This window comes from Vibrio rhodolitus (assembly GCF_003350325.1).
Taxonomy (GTDB): domain Bacteria; phylum Pseudomonadota; class Gammaproteobacteria; order Enterobacterales; family Vibrionaceae; genus Vibrio; species Vibrio rhodolitus.
The window spans coordinates 228,989-247,719 of record NZ_QLYZ01000005.1; the positions used below are offsets into that span (position 1 = coordinate 228,989).

Sequence of the window (18,731 nt, forward strand, 5' to 3'; positions counted from 1 at the left end):
TTATTAAGTTCAAGATTTCGGGGGATAGTATGGACGAGCAAGTTCTTATCGAGGGAACAAAAGTCGTCAAAGTCGTGGGTGAAGTGATCGCGATAGACAGCCATGGAAAGGCACGAGTTCTGGCCGTCGGTGATGTGCTCAAAGCTAACGAACTGATTGTGACCGCCAAAAACTCTAGTGTTGAGTTGACCGAGCAGGTTGAGGTGGTTGATATCCCAGAGAACTGCGTTGCTTGTGGTGATGAGCAAGGTACCCTTAACACGGCTCTTGTTGATGGCTCAATCTCATTCGACCTCGGGCAAAATGGTGACTTCAACGTTGATGACATCGAAGCAATTCAAGCGGCAATTTTAGCAGGGGAAGACCCGACTGAAATTTTAGAAGCTACTGCTGCCGGTGGTGTGCTTGGCTCAGCAAACGCAGGTTTTATCACAGTAGAATTCAACAACCCGGAAGTGTTAGCTCAAACATTTTTTGAAACCTCAGGGATAGCGCGAGACCAAATAGACGACCCCGAAGACGATGGTAGAGGTTTAGTGTTTGCCGCTGGTGGTGAGTCAATATCCGAACTGCTGATCGAGGGAGACCTAGATGCCATTGATGGCTACCCAACCTCGATAACCAACAAGGTTTTGATTGAAGCGGGTGACTTACCGCTCGACGCGGACAGTTTTGTCCCTGAAGCAAACTCTCTAACTGCACTACTCAACGAACTTAATACAGACATTACTGCCTCAGGACAAGACGTCCTTTTCACTTACGATGCTAGCCAAAATGCTATTGTTGGTACTGTCGGTGCCGATGAAGTGCTCAAAATCGATATAGATACCAGTAATCTGGGTAAAAATGTCGAACTCTCCTTAACCACCACACTAAATCAGCCTATTGACCACGTGCCAAGTGTTGGCGGTGGTAACGTTGCTCTGATTAATGATCAGATCGTCGTCTCTTTCGACATTACAGGTACTGACAGCGGTGGTAACGCGATTCGCTCTCCAATCGCAGCAACTGTAACCATTGTGGATGGTGATGATCCCGATATCGCTCAAGTCCCTAGCGTGACAGTGAATGAAGCCAACCTGACCGATGGTACGGACACAAATATTGCTGAGACCGTCAAAGGTAACATGGTTGATATGGGGCTTGGCAGTGACCAAATCGCCCAATATCGTCTCGATATTTCTCAGTTTAATCAGCAAGGGGCTCTCAAAGCTCACGGCGAGACGATAGTCATTACCGAAGTAGATAATGGCGACTCAAGTTTTACTTATACTGGCGCAACATCGTCAGGTCCGGTGTTTACCATTGAAGTAGAGCCAAGCGGGGATTACACCTTTAGCTTACTCGAGCCCATTGACCACGCCCAAGGAAGTGATACCACCACGATCAGTTTACCTATCACAGCCACAGATTTTGATGGTGATACCGCACAAGGTTTACTGCCTATCATTATTCTTGATGATAAGCCTCAGTTCACCGGATTTACTGGGCAAACTGAGGTGGACGAAGATGACTTAACCACTTCTTCGGTTCCGGGCTCTGACCCTGACAAAGAAACGACCATCATCAACGGTAACTTTGTGATTGAACAGGGAGCAGATGGCGTAAAGAGTTACCAAATCGATACCACGTCCCCAGATATCACCACGCTTAAATCTGGCGGTGAAGCACTGAAATGGAGTGATGACTCGCCAGTTCAAAGTGGGACGCAGTTTACGTATACCGCGGAAACAGTCTCTGGTGAAACGGTATTTACCTTGATATTCGACACCAATGACAACAGCTACCGTTTTGAATTATCTCAACCTCTTGATCATGCCACGGCAGATGGCGAGAATGAGCTGAATATTGGTTTTAATATCAGTGCGACGGACTTTGACAACGATACAACAGCGCCGCAAACCCTCACGATCAAGATCACCGATGATATTCCAGAGATCACTAACGTTGAGCCGTTAAGTGTTGATGAAAATGATTTACCGCTTGGCACAGATGGTAGTGGCAGCTTGACTGCAAGTGGAGATTTTACCACTACGCAAGGTGCAGATGGGGTTGTTCTCTATCGCATTGACCCGGCGACTAATCCTGTTGCAGGGTTAACTTCGGGTGGTGTAACCATCACGTTAGATTCCCCAGTGATTGATGCTACCAGCAACACTTATACCTATACGGCTAAAGCAGGCAGTGCCGAAGTATTCGAACTAACCTTAAACGCCGATGGCAGTTACACCTTTGAGCTGAAACAGCCAATTGATCATCAAACAGGTACTGACAGCGAGTTAATTAACTTTACTATTCAAGCGCAAGACCAAGATGGCGATTTAAGTCCAATTGTTTTGCCTGTGACGATTAATGATGATTTGCCTGTGCTGAATGGTTTTACTGGGCAAACCGAGGTTGATGAAGATGATCTTAACACCAGCGCTCATCAAGGTTCAGACTCGAGTAAAGAATCGACATCAATCACCGGCAACTTTGATATTAAAGAGGGTGCCGATGGGATCAAGAGCTACCAAATTGATACTGCCTCACAGGATCTTGCTAGCTTAAAGTCCGGTGGTGAAGCGCTGAAGTGGAGTGATGACTCGCCAGCACAAAGTGGAACACAATTTACCTATACTGCTGAGACCGCTTCTGGTGAAACCGTGTTCATCATGGTGTTTGATACCAATGACAACAGCTACAGCTTTAATTTAATCAAGCCACTGGACCACCCAACGGCTGATGGTGAAAATGATATCGAAATTAGTTTTGATATCAGTGCAACCGACTTTGATAACGACACCACCGCCCCTAAAACGCTGACGATCACCGTTAAAGATGATGTTCCCGAAATCACAAACGTCGAGCCGCTCAGCGTTGATGAAAATGACTTACCTCAAGGCACTGATGGAACGGGTGACCTGATTGTCGGTGGAGACTTTACTACCACACAGGGCGCCGATGGCGTAGTACTGTATCGTATCGACCCGACAACTAACCCAGTCGCGGGTTTAGCTACGGCTGGCGTTTCGCTTACTCTTGATCCGCCGACTATTGATGGCAACAACAACTACACCTATGTAGCCAAAGCGGGCACGGTTGAGGTGTTTAAGCTCACACTGAATGCTGATGGCAGTTATACCTTTGAGTTAAAACAGCCAATCGATCACCAAGATGGAGAAGATAACGAGTTAGTTAACTTTACTATTCAAGCGCAAGATCAAGATGGCGATCTTAGCCCGATTGTCTTGCCTGTCACGATAAACGATGACGCGCCAGTCATTGGTGGTTTTACTGGGCAAACGCGAGTAGATGAAGATGATTTGGATAACACCAGTCATCAAGGTTCAGACCCTGACAAGGAATCAACGTCGATTTCCGGCAACTTTGTGATTAAAGAAGGTGCTGATGGTGTTAAAAGTTATCAAATAGAGTCTACCTCGCCAGATATCGCTACGCTGAAATCCGGAGGTGAAGCACTTAAATGGAGTGATGATTCTCCAGTGCAAAATGGCACTCTGTTTACTTATACTGCGCAGACAGCGTCTGGTGATGCGGTCTTTATCATGGTATTTGACACCAATGATAATAGTTACCAATTTGACTTGTTAAAGCCACTTGATCACCCTGAAGCTGATAACCAAAACGATATTGAAATTGGTTTTAATATCAGTGCTACTGACTTTGATAACGACACCAGCACGGCGCAAACGCTGACCATTACTGTGGTTGATGACATTCCAGAGATCACCAACGTTGTGCCGCTTAGTGTTGACGAGAATGACTTGCCGCAGGGCACAGATGGAACCGGCAGTCTTACCGCAAGTGGCAATTTCACCACCACTGAAGGTGCCGATAAGGTCGTGTTATATCGCATTGACCCGACGACCAATCCTGTATCTGGCTTAGAGTCGGGTGGTATTGCGATTACACTTGGCACACCTATCATTGATAGCAGCAACAATACTTACACTTATGTTGCCAAAGCAGGCACAGTCGAAGTGTTTGAGTTGGTTCTAAACTCTGACGGCAGCTACACCTTTGAGTTAAAACAGCCGATTGATAATGTGACCGGTGAAAGTAGCGAGCAAATTGACTTTACTATCCAAGCGCAAGATCAAGATGGTGACTTAAGTTCAATTGTTCTGCCTGTCACGATTAACGATGACGCGCCAATCATCAACGGTTTTACTGGTCAAACCCAAGTTGATGAAGATGATTTAACTACCGCCGATGTCGAGGGTTCAGACCCAACCAAAGAGTCCACCGTAATCAAGGGCAATTTCGATATTGCTGAAGGTGCCGATGGGGTCAAGAGCTTCCAAATTGAAGGAACCTCCCCAGATATCACTACGCTTAAGTCAGGTGGCGAGGCGCTCAAGTGGAGCGATGATTCTCCTGTGCAAGCTGGCACTCAGTTTACTTATACAGCAGAGACGGCTTCTGGCGATGCGGTGTTCACCATGGTGTTTGATACCAGTGATAACAGTTATAGCTTTAGCTTACTTCAGCCACTGGATCACCCGATTGACCTGACTGAAGCTGAAAACGATATCGAGATTGGTTTTAATATTTCGGCAACGGATTCTGACAATGATACCAGTCCACCGAAAACTCTAACCATTAAAGTTAAAGATGATGTTCCTGAGATCACCAATGTTGAGCCACTTAGCGTCGACGAAAATGATCTACCTTTAGGTACAGATGGTTCCGGTGATTTGCTAGTTGGCGGTGATTTCACCACCACAGAGGGTTCTGATGGCGTAGTACTTTATCGCCTCGATCCTGCAACTAATCCGATCGCAGGTTTAGAGTCGGGCGGTGTGGCAATTACGTTAGATTCCCCAGTCATTGATCCAACTACCAATAGCTACACGTATGTCGCGAAAGCGGGCACAGTTGAAGTGTTTAAGCTGACGTTAAATGCTGATGGCAGCTATACCTTTGAGTTAAAACAGCCGATTGATCATGCCGATAGCGAGAACAGCAAGCAGCTTCAATTTACCGTTCAAGCACAAGATTTCGACGGGGATTTAAGCTCGATTATTCTGCCAGTCACCATCAATGATGATGCACCGACCATCGACAGCATTTCTATACCCGCTTATGTGGATGAGGATGATATCCCTACTGTAGGCTCAGACTCGACCCCAGAATCGAATTCGACTAGCGGTACCTTCACTTTTACCGCTGGTGCTGACGGGATTAAATCGGTGGTGATTGCTAACCAAGATACTGTGTTAGATTCACTCACCTCTGGTGGTGAAGCTCTCAAGTGGAGTGATGGTTCACCAGTTCAGGTTGGTAACCAGTTTACTTACACCGCAGAAACTGCATCGGGCGAGTCAGTGTTTACTGTCGTATTTGATATTGATACGAAAAGTTACCAGTTTACGTTGCTTAAAGCGCTCGACCATCCGGTCGATTTGGCTGACCCGCAAAACAGCCTTTCCATTGGTTTTGAAGTTAGCGTGGTCGATTTTGATAACGACCAGAGTGCGCCGCTGCCGCTTGATATTACCGTCATCGATGATATTCCACTGATCAACTCAGCAGATCGTTTAAGCGTAAACGAAGATGATCTCAAAGCAGGTTCAAGCCCTGACGCTAGTGCGTTAACTGACAGTGGCAGCTTTAACACCACCCAAGGTGCCGACTCGGTTATTAAATACAGCCTTGAGTCGACTACCGATCCCGTCGCTGGGCTTAAATCTGGCGGAGTGGATGTGACGATTGGCGCGCCAGTTATCGATGCAACTACTAACCAATATGTCTACACGGCGAAAGCCGGCAGTGTTGATGTGTTTGAACTCACGCTAAACGCTGACGGTAGTTATAGTTTTAAATTGCTGGCGCCAATTGACCATGCTGAGAATTCGGATTTAACGACCCTCAGTTTCACCGTTGTCGCCGAAGATAAAGATGGTGATACCAGTAAGCAAACGGTATTTGTTGATATTAATGATGACAAGCCGTCGTTAACAGGCACTACTGGTGACACTAGCGTGGATGAAGATGACATTCCAGGCATTGGCTCAGACGGTAACAAAGAAAGCACCACCATTGGTGGTCAGTTCACCGTGGTCGAAGGCGCGGATACTATCGCTGATTACCAGATCACCAACCTCGATACAGTATTAGATCAACTCTCATCTGATAACCAAGGGTTAGTGTGGGATACAGTAATTGAATCTGGCAACACGGTAACACATACCGCGGTGACTGAGACTAGCGGTGACACGGTGTTTACTCTGGTGTTTGATACTGCCAACAATACGTATTCGTTTACCCTCGTTCAGCCGTTTGATCATGCGCCTGTGCAAGGGCAAAACCTACAGCCGATTGATTTTGATATCAAAGCGGTGGATTTTGATGGTGATGAAACAGGCGAAACCACTTTGACGATCGATGTGGTCGATGATGTGCCGCGTATCGCTAACCGCAGCATTGAAGTCACTGAGGGTGAGACGAGCAGCACTAACGTTAATATGTTTGGTCGCCCAGGAGCGGATGGCGCAGAAATTACTCTAGTTGAAGCCAACAGCACCGCAGACTCGCAAATCCGATTCCAACTGGCTGATGGCAGCTATGTGGAAAGCATTGATCCAAATAGCATCACTACGACAGTGACTGTGGTAGAGATGCGTCCTGATGGCAGCGGTGGCTTTAATTACGAGCAACTAGGTTCGCTTGAGATCCGCCCTGACGATTCTCAGCGTGGGCGCTTCTTGTTTACGCCAGTCACAAACCTTGCTCATGATGGTGGCGAGCTTACCTTTAGTCTCAATGTCACAGCCACTGATGGTGACCAAGATACATCGGTGAAAACCTATACCGTAACCATCTTTGATAAAGATGCGGAAATAAAAACCGCTGAAGTGACGACGTTCGAAGATTCAGGACGTTCAGATACGCTCACCTTTGATCCTGCGATTAGCAACAGCAATGCCGAAGATAACCAAACTGGGTTAGCCGTTGAGCCAAGCAAAATTACCTTAACGGTTGATTTGTTTGATATTGATAACGATGAAAAAATAGGTGATGTGGTGATTGGCCCTGGCACTTATAACGGTCAGTTCTATTTCTACGATGCCGCAACGTCAACTTACAAAGCGCTCACGGTACAAGCTGACGGCAGTGTATTGCTATCAAGTGGTGATGTGGTTCAAACCATTGGCAGCGATAACGTTGCTACGTTAAATAACCTCTACTTTGTGCCAGATAGAAACTACTCATCCAGCGATGCAGGTTTTGATGTACCGATTTCTGTCTCGATTTTAAATAGTGGTGTAGCCGATCATACCGTGACGTCCCAGCTACATATTGAGGTAGAAGCAGTCGCCGATATTGCGACTTGGAATACGAGCAATACCCAAGAACGTTATTCGATTGTCGAAGATGATGCTAATGCTGTGCTTAAGCTTCAGGCTGAAACTCAAGACACCAGTGATCCGGAAACGATCACCTATCGCTTGGAAGTGACCTCAGGTCAAGGTGACTTTGTTCTGGAAAATGGGGCAGGACAGCCAATTAGCGAGGTATCTCCGGGCGTTTATATTATCGAAGCTGTGGATATTGATGATGTTCAGGTTAATCCTGTGGATCATTTTGCTGGGGCGATTACCTTTGATGTCTATGCGTTAACAAAAGAGAACGATAACCCGCTGGCGACCAAAGATACTGCCGAATCGGCAGTGCAAAAGTTAGTTATCAACGTTGCACCAAGCGCTGACCAAGGGTCGTTTAGTGTCAGCCGTATCACTATTTTTGAAGACAATGCTGCTAATCAAGACACGGTTGACCCTGAAACCGATCATTTAGATTTCACTTTGGATAAAGTGATCACTCTAGGTTCTACCGATGATATTGATACCGTTGGTGACAACTCTGAAAGCCAGTTTGTTGAGTTAACCAACTTTGTCCAAGAAAATGGTGACCCGCTGGTGGGGTATGAAGTGCGCTGGATTGGCACTGGCGATAACCCAATTGTTGAGGTTTCACCAGGTGTTTATCAGATCCCACAAGAAGCATTGCGATTTGTGGAAGTTCAGCCGCCATTGCACAGCAATGAGAACTTTAGCTTTGACGTACAAGGCTTCGTTAAAGATACCGCGACGCTAATCGATCCTGCTGGTAACCCTTACCAAGCGGTGGATATCAAGCCAATGGCAGATCCGAAAACCGTCAACGTGACAGTCAAAGGGGTTGCTGATATCCCATATCTGCCTGATGTGCCAGAGGAGCCAGCAACAGGGCCGGAGTTGGGTAAATGGTACCAATATGACGATGGCTCTGGGATTTTCGGCGCGCAGGTGACGATTGATGAAAGCACGGAGGCGAAAATAAGCTTCGCGGTATTGTCTGGTGAAGAGCAAGATGGCGTGGTTGATAAGTCAGAGTCACTGTCTGCGATCTTGAGTAATATTCCTGATGATGTTGAGCTGCTTGATGCGAACGGCGGTACTATCGACTTAGTGTATGTTGGCGAAGGTCCTAATGGCTCGCTTTACCAAGCCAATATCACGCAAGATGAATACGACGCGGGCATTACTATTCGCCCTACAAAATACTCGACTGACGACATCATCATTGATGCCAAAGTGATTGTTACAGAGAATGATGGTCATGTGCGTGAGATTGATGGCAAGCTTCGCGTTAATATCGAACCTGTCATTGAAGCCGGTGGCGCGACGCACACTTATGACGCCTCGGTGACTGGCCGTGAAGACACCTTTATCAAAGTGCCATGGAATGTTACTGCCGATCCGGACAATGCGCCTGATAGTCAGCCAACGGCTAATGGCAGAGACTACGAATACGTTACCAAAGTTGTGATAGAAGGCTTTCCTCCGGGCAGTGATGTTGAAATTAATAACCAAGTTTGGAGTGATTTCCCTGGTGCGAGTTTTGACGGTTCGACATTAACCATCACTGGGTTAGATCAATCGACAGCGGCACCAAGTATTAGTGTTAAGCCGCCAGAGGATTCAAGTACAAACTTCCCGTTGAAAACGACCGTTACGATTCAAGAGATTGATGAAGACGATCCGACTTTAATTAAAACGGCAGATGTGAAAGGTGACATCACTGTGGTGGTGAACCCTGTCGTTGAGCCAGATGGTACGCTGCGTATCGAAGATAAAGATGGCAATCCAGTCACTGTGATTCGTGATGATCAGTATCCAACCAATAATGGTTCGGATGACGGTAAAATTGTCTTTACCATCAATGATAAAAATGGCGATGCCAATGTTGTCGTTTTTGAAGATTTAGACCCAAGTTCAGATGAAGTCGTTGACCAAGTAGTGGTGCGCTTTAAAGTACCAGCGGGTGAAGATTTTGATGATGTGATGGATCAGTTGTATGTCTTCGGTGGTATCAACAATGGTGACGGTTCATGGACCATTATTGACGAAGAAAACTTTACCATTTCAGCTCCGGACGGTTTGAAATACAGCACTTCGGCGAGTGAAAACACCATCGGCGTTGAGTTTGTCACGCAAGTTATCGACAAAGGTGATGAAAACGAAGGCAGTGCGCCAAGAGAAGTAAGCACAACGATTGATTTGGTGTTCCCAGAATCGGTGACACCAGCCCCAAGTGTTGCTGCTGAGATTGATGAGATCACTCTTGCTGAGAATGCTGCTGCGATTGTGATTGGCACCGAAGATAATGTTTTCGATGTAAGCTCACAGCTGTCAAAGATCTTCCAAATAGAACCGAATACCGCGGATACAGTACCTGATCAGGTGACGGTCGTGATTGCAGCAGCTGACATTCCTGATGAGGTAAAAGGGCTGCAAATTGGCGGTGCACAATATGACTTTGCCAACGAGCTATACATCTTCCAAGGTTCAGTTGACGCAAGTGGTGTTTTGACTTTCCCGCCGGGTCTGACGTTTACCACGCCAGACGATTACGCGGGTGATTTCCTTATCCCAATGACCGTGGTGACGACAGATACCCAGTCAGGGGATGAAAACTCGATATTGTATAAAGTACCTGTTGCGGTTAGCCCATTGGTTGATGTTCCAGTCACTGGCCAACCGGATGGCGGCACAGCCCAGCCAAGTGATAATAATGTCACTCCTTCGGTTGGTGTCAGCGCGACATCGGTAGAGAAAGGCACAGGGGCGCAAGTTGCGGGTGAAGCACTAGAAGACAACCTGATAAAATTGGTGGTTGATATCGACCTGGCCGACCAACGCAATGCCACGAATGAAGGTCGTGAAGTTCTTACTAAAGTTGAAATTGAATTAGCAGATAGCGATCTTGGTTATTTTGCTGATATTAATGGTCAGCCACTTTCAACCACTGAGCCGGGTAAATTGGTGATTGAATCGACCGATCCGGCAGTTATCGAAGCGGCGCTTCAAGAGATCTATTTTGTACCGAAAGAGAATTATCCAACGGGCAACAATATCAATACTGTTGGAATATCGGTAACAGGAACAATTACCGATCAAACAACCTTTGATGATACGTCCACGACGCAAACGCCAAACAGTCAGGCGGATCGGACGTTTAATGTTGATGCTTCATTTGAAATTACACCAGTGATTGACCCGATTACCGCACCTGATGGCAATAATGTGGTTGTGGTCGGCGATGAAGATACTGATATTGATCTTAGTGCTGGTGGCTCTGGCTTGACCATTGCTTTAAATGACACCGATGGTTCAGAAGTGTTCTTATCGGTCAAGCTAACAGGATTACCAGATGACTTTATTGTAAACAGCTCGTCGAGTGATTTTGTGGTTAAGAACAACGGTGGTGGCGAATGGACGATTCAATTGAATAATCCAAACGTGACTAGCATTGATCTCTCGGATATCACGATTAAGCCTGCGGCAAACTTTAGTGGCAAGGCTGATATTGGCATTGTGGTGTATACCGAAGAGAAGTTGTTAGGTGTGCCTGTTGAACATACCGGACAGTTCCAAATCGATGTGACACCGGTTGGCGATGTGGTTGATACAGACCCAGTGGCGAGCGTAACGGGCAATGAGGGTGAGAATATTGAAATCGCCATCAACGCTAGCGTGACAGATAAAGTCGACTTGCTGCCGGGTGATGCAAACCAAGACCAACCCGAGACTCTACTTGTGACGGTAGAAAACGTTCCAGACGGCGGCGAAATTTATTTCCCTGATGGCACGACACTGGCAACCAATCTTGGTGGCGGCGTTTGGCAACTAGAGGTCAATGCCCAGTCATTAGATAAAATTGTGTTTAATTCTGGTGAACAAAACCAAGGTACGTGGAACCCAGACTCTTTAACTATCAAAGTTCAGTCAGTGGATACCAAATACAATGGTGATAAGTTCTTAGGACCAGTGAGCGAGTTTGAAGTCGGCGTGACGGTTGAGGCAGTGAATGACCGTCCATACTTTGAAGGCATTGGCGATCTGCAAACCGAAGAAGATACCACGGTTGCGGTGAAAGGTTTCACCATCAATGACATCGACGCCACACTGGACGACCCAAGCGCTAACTACACACTGACGTTAACCGTCGACAGTGGCACGATTGCGCAAGATGCCACGGTAGCAGCAGCGAATGGTTTAACCGTGACTATCACAGGTGGTAACACGATTGAGATTCAAGGTACGGTTGCGGAGATAAACAAAGCCTTGGGCGAAGATTTGGTACTGTTTACCCCAGCGTTAAATAGCAACAATCTGATTGACCCTGATGGTGTTAAAGTCACGGCAACTGTGAATGACAACGGCAACCTTGGGTTAGTTGATGGTACGCCAGCGACCGACAATGAGAATCAGGCTGAGTTTGTTATTAATGTCTCTGAGCTTAACGACAAGCCAAACGCGGTTGATGTTAATCTAGGCACGATTGATGAAGACAACTCGATTCAAATTAGCCCTTCGCAGTTGATTGGTCCAGGGCTAAGCAGCGACCCTGATCCGGAAGGACAGACGCTTATCATTAAATCGATGAGTGTCCCTGCCGATCAAGGCACGATTGTGGAAAATATCGACGGCACATGGACATTCAAACCTGCGCTTAACTTCAATGGTGATGTGCAAATTACCTATGAAATTGAAGATAACGGTACGGATAACGGAGTGGACAACTTCCTCACTGACACGGGAACCATCTCGTTGACGGTCGAAGGTGTCAACGATGCTCCAGATGTCGATGTGAATTCTGCAACGACAGCCATTGATGAAGCCGCTGCGCAGCAAATCTCGGGCATTATGGTAAGTGATGTGGATTACGTTGATGCTTATGCTGGTGATTTGATTAGCGTGAAGCTAGAGGTCAGTTACGGTGAGTTAAGTGTGGTGTTGCCAACGCCAAGCAATATTACTGTTACTCCGGCAACGGGCAGCAGCATTACGTTGCTTGGACCGCTCAATGAGGTTAACGCCTTACTAGATACGCCAAACAGTGGTGAAGGGGTGATGCTGGATGCCAGCTTTGCCACTGCTGCTGATATCACGTTGACGGTGACGGCGACAGATTCTGGTAACCCATCGGGTATTCCACTGACAACCACCAAAGATCATACAATTACGGTTAATCCGGTGGCAGATGCGCCGACTTTGTCAGTGAAACCGGGCTTTGACTATGTGCGTAACATTTCTGCCAACCTCGCGGCCAGCAACAATGGTATTGCCATTGTCGGTATTCTTGCCGCGCTGACAGATATTAACGAGATCCTTACGTTAGAGATGTCTCAGGTGCCTGCGGGGGCGACGGTTAATACCTCTTCAGGAGAAGTGACTGCGGTTAATGGCGTCTACACCATTGATGCTGATGAGATTGATAGCATAGAGATCGTCGGTGCGGGTATTGGTAATCACACTATCCAGTTAGTCGCAGTCTCTAATGATGATGGCGAAACGGCGCAATCGACACCACTAGATATCGCGCTCAATGTGGTTGCCGATGGTAGCGATATTGACCAATCAGCCGCAGTCGATGACGTGCAGCTGATCGGTGATGATAGTGGAGTAGAGCTCAAGTCTGGTCAGGGTGACGATCGCATTGTCGGCGGTGATGGCAACGATGTGCTGTTTGGTGGTGAAGGGAATGACACCATCATCGGTGGCGCGGGCAATGACATTATTGAGGGTGGACTTGGCTCGGATATTCTTACCGGTGGCACGGGTGAAGATGTGTTCGTCTGGAATGAAATCTCCGATGGCGCTGTTGATACGATCACGGACTTTACTCTTCAAGAAGACAAGATCGACTTGCGAGATGTACTACCTGAATTGAAATCACCAAGTGTTGATATCAATGAGCTACTAGACCATATTGAGGTTGGCGTGCAGAACAATGATGTCACCCTGACCATCAAACCAGAAGGTGATATCGTCGGTGGTGAAGAGCAAACCATAGTGGTAGAAAACTTAGCACAGAGTTTAACACTTGATACCTCTAACCAGTCGCAAATGCTGTCTACCTTGGTGGATGAAAACGTCTTCCTACATGATACCTAACCTATCGTGTTAGAGATGAAAATCAGATAAGCTGAAAGCACCGCTCGCGGTGCTTTTTTATTAAATGTCAGAGGGATAGAACAAACGCATGAATAAACGTAAAGCCGGTAGACCAAGTAGTAAAACTGATGCGCGTGACAAGCTTATCACCGCTGCGCGTGAGCTATTTACCGTTATGGCTTATGACAAAGTTTCCATTCGTTTAATCGCTAGCAAAGCTCAAGTCGATAGCTCTTTAATCCGCTACTATTTTGGCAACAAAGAAGGTTTGTTCGAAACCATGCTGCGAGAAACCCTAGAGCCGATTAATCAACGAATGGGAAAACTGCAAAAGGAAATCAGTCAAGGCAACTTGGTCAGCATTATGCGAACTTACTATCAAGAGATGAGTAAAAACCCGCAGTTTCCGCGTTTGATTTTGCAGGTGATGAATACGCCAGAGTCTATGGTTCAGCGTCGTCTGTTAGAGAAAGTTATTGATGATATTGCCAAACCAATCCAGACGATAATGTTTGATAAACTACTTGAAAATGGTGTGATTCGCCGCGATCTTGAGCCGAACTTATGCCGAGTCTCGTTTATTTCACTGATGGTGTTTCCATTCGTCGCCCCGCCATCTATGCTAGCAATTCATGGTGTTCAGCTGAATGATCAGTTTCTTGAACAGCTGTTAGAGCACAATATTAAACTGCTGACAGAAGGAATGTTTCACTTGCCCAAGCAACAGGCTTAATCATCCCAGAACAAAGATTTAGGATCTTTATCCAACTCGCGCATGAGTGCGGTTAAGTCATTGCTTTGTGGCAAATAGGGGTAGGGAAGCCATATTTCGTCATCTTGTTCATCAGCGACAAATAAGCACCACGAGTTGACGCTATCATCCCACTCAATTTTGGCGACTTGCGACGTGTAATCGCAGTGCGCTGAATCCAAAAGGTAGTGCTGTTTAAAAAACACCACCCCATTGGTAATAGGCTCAAAGCTTGCCTTACCTAATTCGGCAGGAAGGTTTTGATTGCGGAAACGACAGATAGTTTCAGCGCGGCTTTCCACCTGACGCTGCAGCAAACTTACTAACCCCATATCCTCTCCAGAACAATCGTTACTACCGTTATAGTATGGCTTACATTTGCTGGCGTCTGCACCCCCTTTCACAAAATTGTCATCAAATCGCCATATGCTAATGCTGGTTTGTTAACCGCCGAATTGTGCAAATCGCACTCTGTTGGTTATCAGGCGTAAATGACCACTTTAGTAAATGGAGAACTTTATGATTCGAGTCGCCTTAGCTGCGCTAATCTCACTACCTTTGATGACACTCTCTGTATCAGCCAGCGAAATCAATATTTCAGGCTCGACTTCTGTTGCTCGTGTAATGGATGTGCTCGCCGAGCAATATAACCAAGCAAATCCAAACACATACATTGCCGTTCAGGGCATCGGTTCAACAGCAGGCATTACGCTGGTTAAAAAGGGCGTTGCGGAACTTGGTATGAGTTCACGCTATTTGACCGAAAGTGAATTAGATGAATCTATGACGGTACAAACTATCGCTATGGATGGTTTAGCGGTCATCGTGAACCAAGTTAACTCAGTAACTAATATTACTCGTGAGCAACTTTACGATGTGTACAAAGGCAAAATCACCAACTGGAAACAGTTAGGCGGGGCGGATCAACAAATCGCCGTGGTAACGCGTGAAGCCTCTTCAGGCTCACAATATAGCTTTGAAAGCTTACTCGGCTTAACCAAAATCGTAAATGGCAGAATGGTGTCTGATGTGAACCCTGATAACTTAGTGGTAAACAGCAACAGCATGGTCAAAACACTGGTTAACCATAACTCTCAAGCGATTGGTTTTGTTTCAATGGGATCGGTTGATAGCTCAGTCAAAGCAATCAATTTTGAAGGGGTAGAGCCGACGAACAAGAACGTGATTGAAAACCGTTATGAACTTGCACGCCCGTTTTTGGTGCTGTACAAAAATGACAAGTTAGATGCTGAATCGAAACAGTTTGTCGACTTTCTTGATAGCCAACAAGCGAAGCAACTGATCACTGATTACGGCTACACCGCAGCTAAGTAATCAACTAGCCAATATCGATGCAAAAAATAGGCAATAAAAAAGGAGAGCGCCGCTCTCCTTTCTCAATAAATCGTCAAACTGCTAACAGTTTAGAAGTGCAGTTGAATAACTGAAACGACTACTGCTGCTGGGCGGCGTACGCCTTCAATTTCCACTTTGATTTCACGCTCAATTTCTAAACCCTTTTTAATCGGGGTCACTTTTGAAAGAGTGCTCACTGCGCGAACATTGTTACCCGCTTTTACTGGGTATGGGAAACGTACTTGGTTCAAACCAAGGTTTACCACCATTTTCGCCGTTGGGAACAAAGTGTTTTCCGGATCAACACTGTCCGTCATTTTTGGTAGTAATGCCAAAGTCAGGAAGCCGTGTGCGATAGTGGTCTTAAATGGTGATTCTGCCGCTGCACGCTCAGGATCGGTATGGATCCATTGCATATCTTCAGTAACTTGACCGAATTGGTTAATACGTTCTTGAGAAACGTGTACCCACTCGCCAGTGTGAATCACAGTATCGATTTTCTGTTCCAATTCCATGTAAAGCGCTTGTGCTTCAGGCTTCATTTCAATTGGTTTTGGCTGTGGCGGCTCGTCGTTAACAGCAGGTTGCTGAAGGTCACGCAACCTAGTAAATAGGTGGCGGTTGTTCGCTTTGTTCAGAAACTCACCCCAGTACTCACGTACAGCAGGGGACATCCATTGCATGAATTCAGATTGATGCTTGGAGTCGTGTTCACCACGATGTTTAAATAAGTCAGCGACTTTCATAAAAACCTCAGAAAAAGACCATAGACGGCGCTAATTGCACTAATTTTGAAGTACTTCACAAATAACTGCAATTACTTTCGGGCGTACATGTGTTCTCTTAAAGCTATAAAGTTATTATAATTCAATAAAATAACAATAAAACACTATTTTATTGTAATGTGATCAGCTAGAGCTTTTGCTTGATTGAGTTGCATATTAAGTCGCTCATTTAGTAGTTAATTCAGCCCAAACCGGCGCTGGCTTTGTGAGCGATTGAACAACGGGCTATGAATTATTGCTTTACAAGCGGATCGGCTGTCACTAATATACGTCCCGCAACGGAGAGATGGCTGAGTGGTTGAAAGCACCGGTCTTGAAAACCGGCATACGTTAATAGCGTATCTAGGGTTCAAATCCCTATCTCTCCGCCACTTATTCTTAGAAAAAAGCCTTTGATTATCAAAGGCTTTTTTCGTATCTGAAGCATAGAAAAGTCACCTAACACAGATAGGTGATACATATGTATTTGATAAAACTGGCTTCTGGCGTGTACTACACACGTATTGCCACCCCTGTTTTTCTACAAAACTCACATGACTATCCGAAGGAAGTTCGCTTCTCTTTGCTTACTAAAACGCGTCGTGAAGCGATTAAGCGTAACACTCGTTTAGCTAGTGCTATCTGCTCTCTGTTCGATAGAGCACTCAATCAGTACATGCCGTACAAGACGTTTAAAGCCATTCTCCTGGTGTTGATAAAGCGTGTACGCGAGGAATTTAAGACGAGTTCGAAGATGGAGCCTCATCATGCGCCAGTTACCGTCGAAACTCCGCCACCAGCACCTGTGGAAGCTTTGCCTGAACAGCCTTCGAAAGACTCGAAGTTCTTCGCAAATGAACTAGATGACTTTATTCGCTCGAAAAGCCTTGAAAATATTACTCATCTATCTTCTGTTCAGCTAAAGCAGCGTTGTACAGACTTCATATTTTTTGTTAGAAAGCGAAAGCTACCAGTAACGCCTAAAACAGCTATGGTATATCGAGACAGCCTACTAGCTCGGGGGCTGGGTTCTAAGACAATCAAAGACTACCTCGCGGCGCTCAGGCAGTTTTTTACTTGGTGTGTACAGCGAGAAACGATTGCCAGTAATCCATTCCAATCAGTAAAAGCTCCCAAATCTAAAGCTTCAAAAGCTTCTGAGGAGCGTTCGCGATGGACATTAGATGAACTCACTAAGTTACTTTCTTCAAGTGAGTATCTAAGTAGGGATAAGCAATTTGACTGGGTAACGAGATTACAGATCTATCATGGCTTGAGGCCCGCTGAAGCGTGCCAGTTATCGACTACAGACGTTAAGAAGGTCGGTGGGATCTATTGCATCACCTGTTCTGACTCTAACGAGAGGCAACGTCTTAAAACCAAAAATGCATATCGTTTAGTTCCTGTCCATCGTGCGTTAGTGGACTCTGGTTTCATTGAATATGTCGAAGAACGTAACCGTAAGCGCCTGAAGCAACTATTCGACTATAAACCCCACGGTAAGAACCATGATTGGTCTTTCCGCTATAGAACACACTTAGGCAAGGTACAAACTGCTATTGGAATGAAGCCCAAGGAGCGACCTACAGCTTACTCATTTAGGCATACTTTTATTGATGAGCTAAAAATGGCCGAGGTTGCTGAGCACGTTGTGTCGGAAATCGTCGGTCATGCTCACCCAAATATCACTTACGGGCGATACGGCAAAAATACTGATCTACTTAAGCTGCAAGGAGCGGTGAATACCTTTCCTACTCTAGAAGGAGATTGCCATGCGTAAGCTCGCTCACTTTGAATTGAAGTCTGTAATAAGTGCTCTAGACCATGCTGAATTCACGCAGGTTTATGATTTCTCAAATCTAGTCGCATGCGGGATTAGCCTAGAAGCCATACGGCTTGTGTACCGCCTGAAGACGGCGTTAAAGCGAAATAGTGATTTAACGGTGGCGAATTACATCCAGCATGTGAATCAACTCTACGCTGTTGTGGATTCATTTTACGGATTCAAAGAGATGCTTGGTTACGGTGTGCTTTCTCAAGAGATTGAAAGGGAAGAAAAGCTTTTGCAACTAATTGATTTTGTGCAAAGCCATGGTTTGGACGTGAGCGTTACAACAAGAGGAAATGGATGGTCAATCTCAATACAGGTTGAGTAAATCCAATTGCTATCTGAGCACCGCTTGCGGTGCTCTAATTTTCGGATAAACACCACTTTGGCGAGACTTAACCAAAGCAAGCATCAGGAGTAGATCGAGGCAGGCTATAGAATCACCTTGCTTACGGTTCAATCAACGCGGCATTACTCTTGGCTTAAGTTTTTCTGTTTGAGTTACATCGTCTACCGATGCTCAAAATAGATATTAGGTGCATAATGTTGTTAAGAGTTGCTGGCGTTAAATTGAACTAGATTAA

At 45.9% G+C, this 18,731-nt stretch carries 7 protein-coding genes and 1 tRNA gene; 6 read left to right on the forward strand and 2 right to left on the reverse strand.

What is annotated here, in order from left to right:
* Window positions 1–29: 29 nt before the first annotated feature.
* Entirely contained in the window at window positions 30–13,448 is a 13,419-nt protein-coding gene (locus DPF93_RS07740) for a retention module-containing protein (protein WP_114765635.1), read from the forward strand.
* 88 nt (window positions 13,449–13,536) lie between these two features.
* Window positions 13,537–14,181 carry a TetR/AcrR family transcriptional regulator gene (locus tag DPF93_RS07745; protein ID WP_114765636.1) on the forward strand — a complete coding sequence of 215 codons (645 nt, stop codon included), beginning with the start codon at window positions 13,537–13,539 and terminating at the stop codon, window positions 14,179–14,181.
* Here the strand turns inward: DPF93_RS07745 and DPF93_RS07750 are convergent.
* On the reverse strand, window positions 14,178–14,531 hold the full coding sequence (locus tag DPF93_RS07750; protein WP_114765637.1) for a DUF3024 domain-containing protein: 354 nt from the start codon (window positions 14,529–14,531) through the stop codon (window positions 14,178–14,180). The genes DPF93_RS07745 and DPF93_RS07750 overlap by 4 nt on opposite strands.
* Window positions 14,532–14,718: 187 nt before the next feature.
* Here DPF93_RS07750 and DPF93_RS07755 point away from each other — a divergent pair, with 187 nt between their 5' ends.
* Entirely contained in the window at window positions 14,719–15,534 is an 816-nt protein-coding gene (locus DPF93_RS07755) for a phosphate ABC transporter substrate-binding protein (protein ID WP_114765638.1), read from the forward strand.
* Window positions 15,535–15,623: 89 nt separating this feature from the next.
* Here the strand turns inward: DPF93_RS07755 and DPF93_RS07760 are convergent, their stop codons facing one another.
* A complete protein-coding gene (locus tag DPF93_RS07760) occupies window positions 15,624–16,301 on the reverse strand; it encodes a MaoC family dehydratase (protein ID WP_114765639.1) in 678 nt (225 codons plus the stop codon).
* Window positions 16,302–16,620: 319 nt separating this feature from the next.
* Here DPF93_RS07760 and DPF93_RS07765 point away from each other — a divergent pair.
* The 3 genes from DPF93_RS07765 (at window position 16,621) to DPF93_RS07775 (ending at window position 18,475) form a co-directional block, all read left to right on the forward strand.
* Window positions 16,621–16,711: transfer RNA gene (locus DPF93_RS07765), tRNA-Ser, on the forward strand.
* A gap of 89 nt (window positions 16,712–16,800) precedes the next feature.
* The gene (locus tag DPF93_RS07770; protein ID WP_114765640.1) at window positions 16,801–18,099 is read left to right on the forward strand and encodes a site-specific integrase; all 1,299 of its coding nucleotides are present in this window, start codon (window positions 16,801–16,803) and stop codon (window positions 18,097–18,099) included.
* Complete coding sequence (locus DPF93_RS07775) at window positions 18,092–18,475, forward strand: hypothetical protein (RefSeq protein ID WP_114765641.1); 384 nt, start codon at window positions 18,092–18,094, stop codon at window positions 18,473–18,475. Before DPF93_RS07770 ends, DPF93_RS07775 begins: the two co-directional genes overlap by 8 nt.
* Window positions 18,476–18,731: the final 256 nt, after the last annotated feature.

Coding starts and splice junctions, on each gene's coding strand:
- DPF93_RS07740 (WP_114765635.1), top strand. CDS start 30: ATGGACGAGCAAGTTCTTATCGAGGGAACAAAAGTCGTCAAAGTCGTG.
- DPF93_RS07745 (WP_114765636.1), top strand. CDS start 13,537: ATGAATAAACGTAAAGCCGGTAGACCAAGTAGTAAAACTGATGCGCGT.
- DPF93_RS07750 (WP_114765637.1), bottom strand. CDS start 14,531: ATGGGGTTAGTAAGTTTGCTGCAGCGTCAGGTGGAAAGCCGCGCTGAA.
- DPF93_RS07755 (WP_114765638.1), top strand. CDS start 14,719: ATGATTCGAGTCGCCTTAGCTGCGCTAATCTCACTACCTTTGATGACA.
- DPF93_RS07760 (WP_114765639.1), bottom strand. CDS start 16,301: ATGAAAGTCGCTGACTTATTTAAACATCGTGGTGAACACGACTCCAAG.
- DPF93_RS07770 (WP_114765640.1), top strand. CDS start 16,801: ATGTATTTGATAAAACTGGCTTCTGGCGTGTACTACACACGTATTGCC.
- DPF93_RS07775 (WP_114765641.1), top strand. CDS start 18,092: ATGCGTAAGCTCGCTCACTTTGAATTGAAGTCTGTAATAAGTGCTCTA.